Genomic DNA, 6,254 nt, shown 5'->3' with positions numbered 1-6,254 from the left:
GGTGGTGAAGATACCCAAGCAGAAGGTGACAAAGCGACAGGAGATAGTGCCTGTCCCTGTTAGCAAGGACGCGCCACCTAATAGGCCAAAGTCGAAGCCGCTTGTGACCAAGGATGATCTCACCTCGGGGACTGCGCGTCTCAAGCGTGCGTTGGCCAAGCGGACCGGCGGCACGTCACCCTCCCAACCTAGTCTGAACTGAGGGCATACTTATGACCACGCGCAAGCAACTCACCCTCCATCTTGATGACACCACTGCCCGCGCACTTGACCACGAAGCCAAACTGCGCGGTCTCACCCTCTCTCGCGCCGCCAATGATGCCCTCAAGCGCGTCCTCATCCATGACCGCGCTGACGCCATCGCCGATACCATCAAGGCGCGGCTTGATCGGTTGGATCAGCGGGATCTCGCGAGGGGGCAGGACATGGCCATCCTACGCGAAACCCTCCTCGCGTTTGTCCGCGTCTGGTTCACCTATGCAGGACCTCTCGAGCGCGAGGATGACGACGATCAGGCTGAGGCACTGTTTGATGCGTTTCTTGATGAGGTGGCGCGTGGGGTGCGGGGGTGAGGTCATCCCGATAAAACTTGTAGCAGAGCGCTTCGGATGAGAATGTCTTCGGTACGCGGCGTTGAGATAACGTCTCTTGCGCTTGGCTATTTCGCCTTGCGCTGATGACGGTTAGAATCTTCCGCGCTTTCGAGCCAAATAGTAGATAGTTGGGCCATATATGATAATAGTGGCACCGAACTGCAATTATTGGAGTGGGGAGAGAGATCTTGAAGCCGCTAGATATCTCAAATGCCAAGAACCCCGACTTAGCCGCATCAATGACGCCATGCGCAGAGCGGCGGCGGCTGCCCGCAAGATTGCCATGCAAACTGGGACTGGGATCGTTCTGAGCGAAAATGGAAAGACGGTGCGTTTCTCAGCCGAACAATTGCGGAGGCAATATCCAACCGAGAGCGCCCTTTGACCTGATTGTTGGCGCTTTGGAACTGGCTAATTAGCTTTGGTTCAATAACTAAAATCATCTCTTCGAAACTAAGCCAAAGTCAGCCCATTGGTACGCGGCTGACCTAGGTATGCTCGGTTTTGGCGGGCTAAGTCCATCGCAGCCGGTTGCCGCTCGCGATGCCTCGGCCCTAAGTTTTTGCATCTAGTCTAGTTGGAAGTGTGGAGAGCCGACCCCAAAATTGGCGGGATTTTCCATAAATGGCGATGAGACTTTCGTATCAGAGCGGATCTAAAATCTATCCACAAGTCGCTGCAGCTTGCCGTAAATTGTCTGTTTTCCACGGACCATACACGGACCCAAAACCAAAATTGCTCCGTATTCGGAGCAAAAAATCAGCTAAGTCTTTGATTTAATGGTGGGCGCGACAGGGATTGAACCTGTGACCCCTACGATGTCAACGTAGTGCTCTCCCGCTGAGCTACGCGCCCGCCGTTACGGCGTTCAGACTGCTTTGAGGATCAGTCCGTCAGGAAGGCGGGTTCATAGCGGACGGGTGGCGGGCCTGCAAGGGGCAGCGGCAGGCGCGTTGCAGGGGCAAGGCTGCTTGGCGCCAAGGCTCGGTTCGGTTCATATGTCGGGCTGGCAGGTTGCGCGGTGACAGAGGGCCCAAGAGATGATTTCTGCGTTAGATATTTTCCGCATCGGCATCGGCCCCTCCAGTTCGCACACGGTCGGACCGATGCGGATCGCCGCCCGCTTTCTAGCTGATCTAGATCGAGTAGGCGTGTTAGGCCAAGTCGCGCGTCTGTCGGTTTCCTTGCAAGGATCGCTCGCCTTTACAGGCACCGGCCATCGGACGCCGGAAGCTGTTTATTTGGGGCTTCTGGGATTTAAGCCTGAGACAACAGCCCCTGAAGAGGCTGAGGTGGCCTTGAAAGCTTTACTTGCGACCTCTGAATTACGGCTCTCCTCCGGCCAAAGCATCGCCTTTGATCCAGTCGTGGACTTGATCTTTGATTATGAGACGCCACCGAAACTGCATCCAAATGGTATGGCGTTGCGGGCCTTTAATGGTGCGGGCCAGCTTCTTTCCGACCAAACCTATTACTCAACTGGCGGTGGCTTTATCGCCAGCCAACGGCAATTGGAAACACCTTTAGCCAATGATCTGGTCGGCGGTGGCCCGGAAGGGCCGTTTGCCTTCACGTCAGCGGCACAGCTTTTGGAATTATGCGAAGAACACGGCCTATCCGTTGCAGAAGTCCTGCTTGCCTGTGAGGATCGCAAGCGTGATCGAGGCGAGACCTTGGCCGCCCTCGACGCGATTGCGGAAGCCATGGCGGCGTGCATCGCGCGTGGCTTGGTCCAAAAAGGTATTTTGCCAGGTGGCCTGCAGGTGCGCCGCAGAGCACCTGATCTCTATGAGAAGCTGACAAGCTCACCTCAGTCCAATGAGCGCGAAGCTTTGTTCGACTGGCTCAATGTCTATGCCATGGCGGTGAATGAGGAAAATGCGGCGGGTGGCCGGGTGGTGACGGCCCCAACGAATGGTGCTGCCGGGATTATTCCAGCGATCTTGCGCTTTTACTTGCTCGACGCCAAGGCCCCACCTTCTGCGGTCCATACCTATTTATTGACGGCGGCAGCTATCGGCATCCTTTATAAACAACGCGCCTCTATCTCGGGGGCAGAGATGGGCTGTCAGGGTGAGGTGGGGGTGGCTTGCTCGATGGCGGCAGGTGGGCTGGCTGCTGTGTGGGGCGGCAGTCCATCGCAAGTGGCCAACGCCGCTGAAATCGGGATGGAACATAATCTGGGTCTAACCTGTGACCCGGTAGGCGGCTTGGTGCAAATTCCCTGTATCGAGCGCAATGCGCTTGCAGCCGTGAAAGCCGCCAACGCTGCCCGTCTAGCGCTGCAGACAGATCAACCGGCGCGCGTCACCTTGGATCAGGTGATTGAGACGATGCGACAAACCGGACTGGATATGTCCTCGAAATACAAAGAGACCAGTCTGGGTGGGCTTGCCGTGAATGTCGTTGAATGTTGACTTGCTGCTCTGGTCGGGCCTGGGTAGCGGGAAAACGACAGGCAGGACAACGCAATGAATTTGGATCTACCACACGGCATGAAGCGGGCAGAGGCTGCGGATTGGCAGCAATTAGGTGCCATCACGGCTGAAGCTTTTTATGAAGACCCGGTCAATCGCTGGATATTTGGAACACCAAAGACCTTAGACGCCGTTTTTCCACTCTTGGCGCGAAACCATTATCTTAAGCATGGCTTTTGTCACATGATTGGGGACGGTGGAGCCGCGATGTGGTTGCCGTCGGGCGCGCCGTCAGAACTGTCTGTCTCGGCCATTGTTCAGGTTGCTTGGGCCTTGTTGGCGACAGGATCGCCCGGCGCAATTGCCCGCGCTTTGGATGCCGGAGACCGCATGCAAGCCCATCACCCTAAAGAGCCACATCTTTACCTATTTACTTTGGGCACGCGGCTCGCCAATCGCGGCAAAGGCCTTGGTAAGGCACTATTTGCGCCGGTTTTGGCCGAATGTGATCGGACGGGGACGGCTGTTTATTTGGAGAACTCTAATCCGAATAATGAGGGCTTTTATCGATCTCATGGCTTTGAGTCACAAGGATATTTTCCGTGCGGCCAAGATCGAGGCGGCCAAAAGGCACCCCTCTTACAAATGATGTGGCGGGCACCGCGCGCGCCCTCCGCTTGAGGAAACCGGTGGCAGTGACGTTTTGACTCTGAAGCGCGCTTACCCCCGGGAAGCACTGACGCCTTTGTGATAAAAAAAGTCAGCTAGATATATCATTTTAATTTGAAACTGACGGGATTTCTGCCAAAAGCAACCTAACGGCGTCGGGTGCTGCTTTGCGGTAGCACGCCCTTGATTAGGCGCCTTTGCACGGCCCCATTGGGGGCCGTTTTTGCGAGCAACGGGGGTATTCGAGTACATGCTTAGAAATAATCACAAACTAGCCCTTGCCGTTACGGCAAGCACCATCGCGTTGATAGTCGGCGCGCCTGGCGCGGCTTTTGCGCAGACGCCAGCCACTGCGACGGATGAAGCCCCCCGGGTTGAAACCATCATCGTAACCGGGTCGCGCATCCAGACGGCGGCAAACCGGGCCATTTCCCCTGTTCGCGTGATTGATTCAGAATCGATCCGCGCGACCGGTCTGATCGATATCGACGAAGTATTGAAGCAACAGAACCAATTTTTGCCGTCAAACGGTGCGACCACCAACCCAACCCTGTTGGAATCCCATGGTGCCTCTACGCTGGACATGCGTGGTTTGGGCCAAAACCGCACGCTCGTGTTGGTCAATGGTCAACGCGTGACGCCAAATGGCTTCCGTAACTCTGCAGACGTCAACTCCATTCCTTCGGCTTTGATCTCGCGCATTGAAACCCTGACGGGCGGCGCAGCTGCCGTTTACGGCGCAGACGCGGTTGCGGGTGTGACAAATTATATTCTGCGCGACAATTATGAAGGCCTTGAAGTCGCCCTGAATGGCGGCATCTCTGAGCAAGGTGACGCGGAGAGCTATAGCATTGGCATCACCGGCGGGATGAACTTCTTTGAAGATCGCGCCAATATCGTCTTGCACGCCAGCTATGCCGATCGTGGTGACCTGAAGCGCGAAGATCGTGCTTGGGCGCTGCCCGAACTGAATGACGCAGGTCAGTTCATCCAGACATTCCCGACCGCAGGCGGCGCGTTCACGCGTTGGACTAACGCCACCACCGCGCCAGCCGGGACCGCTGCCCCGACGTTTGCTTATGCGGCAGATGGCACCTTGGGCACCACGGCTGGCACCCAAGCCTTCTCGCAATTTGAAGCGTTCCAGAACCCAAATGACCGCACCAATGCGGCCATCTTCGGCACATTCAAGTTGGCCAAATGGGCTGAATTCTATGGCCGTGGCACCTATTCGCTGATCAATAACACCAGCCAACAAGTTCCCGTCCGCTCGAACGGCAACACGGCAGGTGTCCTGCCTGCAGTGGCTGGTGGCGCCAACATCGTCACGCAAGGCGATGTGTTGATCCAACGCACCAACCCATTCCTGACCCCGCAGATCCTATCGATCCTGAACCCAGCTGGCGGTACGTCATTGTTCAATTTGAACGCGGCTGGCACGGGTCCAGGAACTGACGCCGCCCGCTTCCGCGTGTCGAAGACTTTGTTGGAACTCGGACCGCTCATTGATGAGACAGAGCGGACCAGCCACCAAGTCGTCGTCGGCGTCCGCGGTGAGCTGACCGACAATATCAAATACGACCTGTCCTATGTGACCGGCAAAAGCATTGAAGAAGTCCAGCGCATTGGCTGGGGTTCGTGGAGCCGATTCCAACAAGCAACCAATGTCACCAGCGTCGGCGGTCAAGCGGCTTGCGTCAATGCATCGAATGGCTGCGTGCCCTTTAACCTGTTCGGCCCATCGGCTGCTAGCGCCGCCGCGGTAGCTTGGATCAATGGTGACACCAGCGAATTGTTCAACAAGCGTAATCGTCATCAAGACATTCTGTCCTTGAACATTTCAGGTGACACCACCGGCTTGTTCAGCTTGCCCGGCGGTCCTGTCGGCTGGGCTTTGGGGGCAGAGCGTCGCGAAGAGTTTGGTAACTCAGTCTTCGGACCACGCGCCTTCACCCGCGATACGTTGCATACCCAAGGCGCGCGCGCCAATTTGATCGCTGACTTTGAACTCACCGAATATTACGGCGAATTGCGTCTGCCACTTCTGGCTGACAAGCCCTATTTCAAGCAGTTCGACGTCGAAGCCGCTGGCCGCTGGAGCGACCATTCCCGTTCGGGTGACTATGACACCTGGAAGCTGGGTGTGAACTGGGCCGTCAATGACACCATCCGTCTGCGCGGTTCGAAGCAAACGGTTGTGCGCGGCCCGAACATTGGTGAATTCTTCGGTGCAGCCGTGGAAGCGCCAATCACGGGTACTGGTCGCCCAACCGATTATTGCTCCGATCCCGTGCGTTTCAACGTGCCCGCGGCTCTCTGTACCGCGCTCGGCGCACCCTCGACCCCCGGCTATATCCCCGTCGTCGGTACTGCTTTGCCGCTGATCGACAATGCGGTTGCGGTTCAAGGCGGTGGCGAGGCCATTAAGCCAGAATCGGGTGAGACTTTCACCTATGGCTTTGTGTTCACGCCACAATTCATCCCAGGCCTCTCGGTCGTGGTTGATTATTACAACATCCAGATCGACGACGCGATCGGCTCGATTACGCCGATCCAATTGATGGATAGCTGCTAT

Annotated in this window: 4 protein-coding genes and 1 tRNA gene; 4 read left to right on the top strand and 1 reads right to left on the bottom strand. The window is 56.6% G+C overall.

What is annotated here, in order from left to right:
- Positions 1 to 212: 212 nt before the first annotated feature.
- On the top strand, positions 213 to 572 hold the full coding sequence (locus tag ACOVRA_RS16620; RefSeq protein ID WP_421721262.1) for a hypothetical protein: 360 nt from the start codon (positions 213 to 215) through the stop codon (positions 570 to 572).
- 801 nt (positions 573 to 1,373) lie between these two features.
- Here the strand turns inward: ACOVRA_RS16620 and ACOVRA_RS16615 are convergent.
- Positions 1,374 to 1,448: transfer RNA gene (locus tag ACOVRA_RS16615), tRNA-Val, on the bottom strand.
- A gap of 185 nt (positions 1,449 to 1,633) precedes the next feature.
- Between ACOVRA_RS16615 and ACOVRA_RS16610 the strand changes: the two genes are divergently transcribed.
- The 3 genes from ACOVRA_RS16610 to ACOVRA_RS16600 all read left to right on the top strand — a co-directional run.
- Positions 1,634 to 3,010 (top strand): L-serine ammonia-lyase, encoded by a 1,377-nt coding sequence (locus ACOVRA_RS16610; protein WP_421721261.1) that lies wholly within the window; start codon positions 1,634 to 1,636, stop codon positions 3,008 to 3,010.
- A 54-nt stretch (positions 3,011 to 3,064) separates the two neighbouring features.
- Positions 3,065 to 3,691, top strand: a complete 627-nt coding sequence (locus tag ACOVRA_RS16605) for a GNAT family N-acetyltransferase (RefSeq protein ID WP_421721260.1) — start codon at positions 3,065 to 3,067, stop codon at positions 3,689 to 3,691.
- A 238-nt stretch (positions 3,692 to 3,929) separates the two neighbouring features.
- Positions 3,930 to 6,254, top strand: a 2,325-nt coding sequence (locus ACOVRA_RS16600) for a TonB-dependent receptor domain-containing protein (RefSeq protein ID WP_421721259.1), incomplete at its 3' end; no start/stop codon positions are given.

This window comes from Aquidulcibacter sp., from assembly GCF_049239865.1.
Classification (GTDB): Bacteria; Pseudomonadota; Alphaproteobacteria; order Caulobacterales; family Aquidulcibacteraceae; genus Aquidulcibacter.
This window is presented reverse-complemented; position numbering and strand designations above follow the sequence as displayed.